1 protein-coding gene is annotated in these 576 nt (G+C 70.1%); it reads left to right on the top strand.

What is annotated here, in order from left to right:
• Positions 1-576: 2-oxo acid dehydrogenase subunit E2 (locus tag KZA10_RS17170; RefSeq protein ID WP_218683507.1), on the top strand; the 576-nt coding region annotated here is incomplete at both ends.

Below are 576 nucleotides of genomic sequence, written 5' to 3'. Positions count from 1 at the left end.
ACCTCGCCGTCGGCGCCGGTCGCGGCGAGGTCACGAGAGACGACGTCATGAAGCACGCCTCGCAGGCCAGTGTCTTCCGCAACATCGAGACTCCCGAGTGGGGAACCGTGCGCGAGGAGACCGTGCCCGCACCTCAGCCTGCTCCGGCTGGGCTCGCGCGAGGGCTCACTCCGACCCAGCCTTCGGCTGCCGGCGACGACCGCACCGAGTCGATCCCGGTCAAGGGTGTGCGCAAGGCCACGTCTTCGGCGATGGTGCAGAGCGCGTACTCGGCCCCGCACGTGACCGTGTGGAAGGAGATCGACGCCACCCGCACGATGGAGCTCGTCAAGCGCCTCAAGGCTTCGCCCGACTACGCCGACATCCGCGTCTCGCCGCTGCTGATCATGGCCCGCGCCGTGATCTGGGCCGCACGCCGCACGCCGATGGTGAACGCGGCCTGGATCGAGACCGAAGCCGGCGCCGAGATCGCCGTGCGCCACTACGTGAACCTCGGCATCGCCGCCGCGACCCCGCGCGGCCTGCTCGTGCCGAACATCAAGGACGCGCAGGACCTCGGCATGAAGGACCTGGCGC

Origin of the sequence: Microbacterium sp. BF1 (assembly GCF_019279095.1) — a bacterium.
In the GTDB taxonomy this organism is placed as follows: Bacteria; Actinomycetota; Actinomycetes; order Actinomycetales; family Microbacteriaceae; genus Microbacterium; species Microbacterium maritypicum.
The sequence above is the reverse complement of the archived record's forward strand: the minus strand, read 5'-3'. Positions and strand labels throughout refer to the sequence as shown.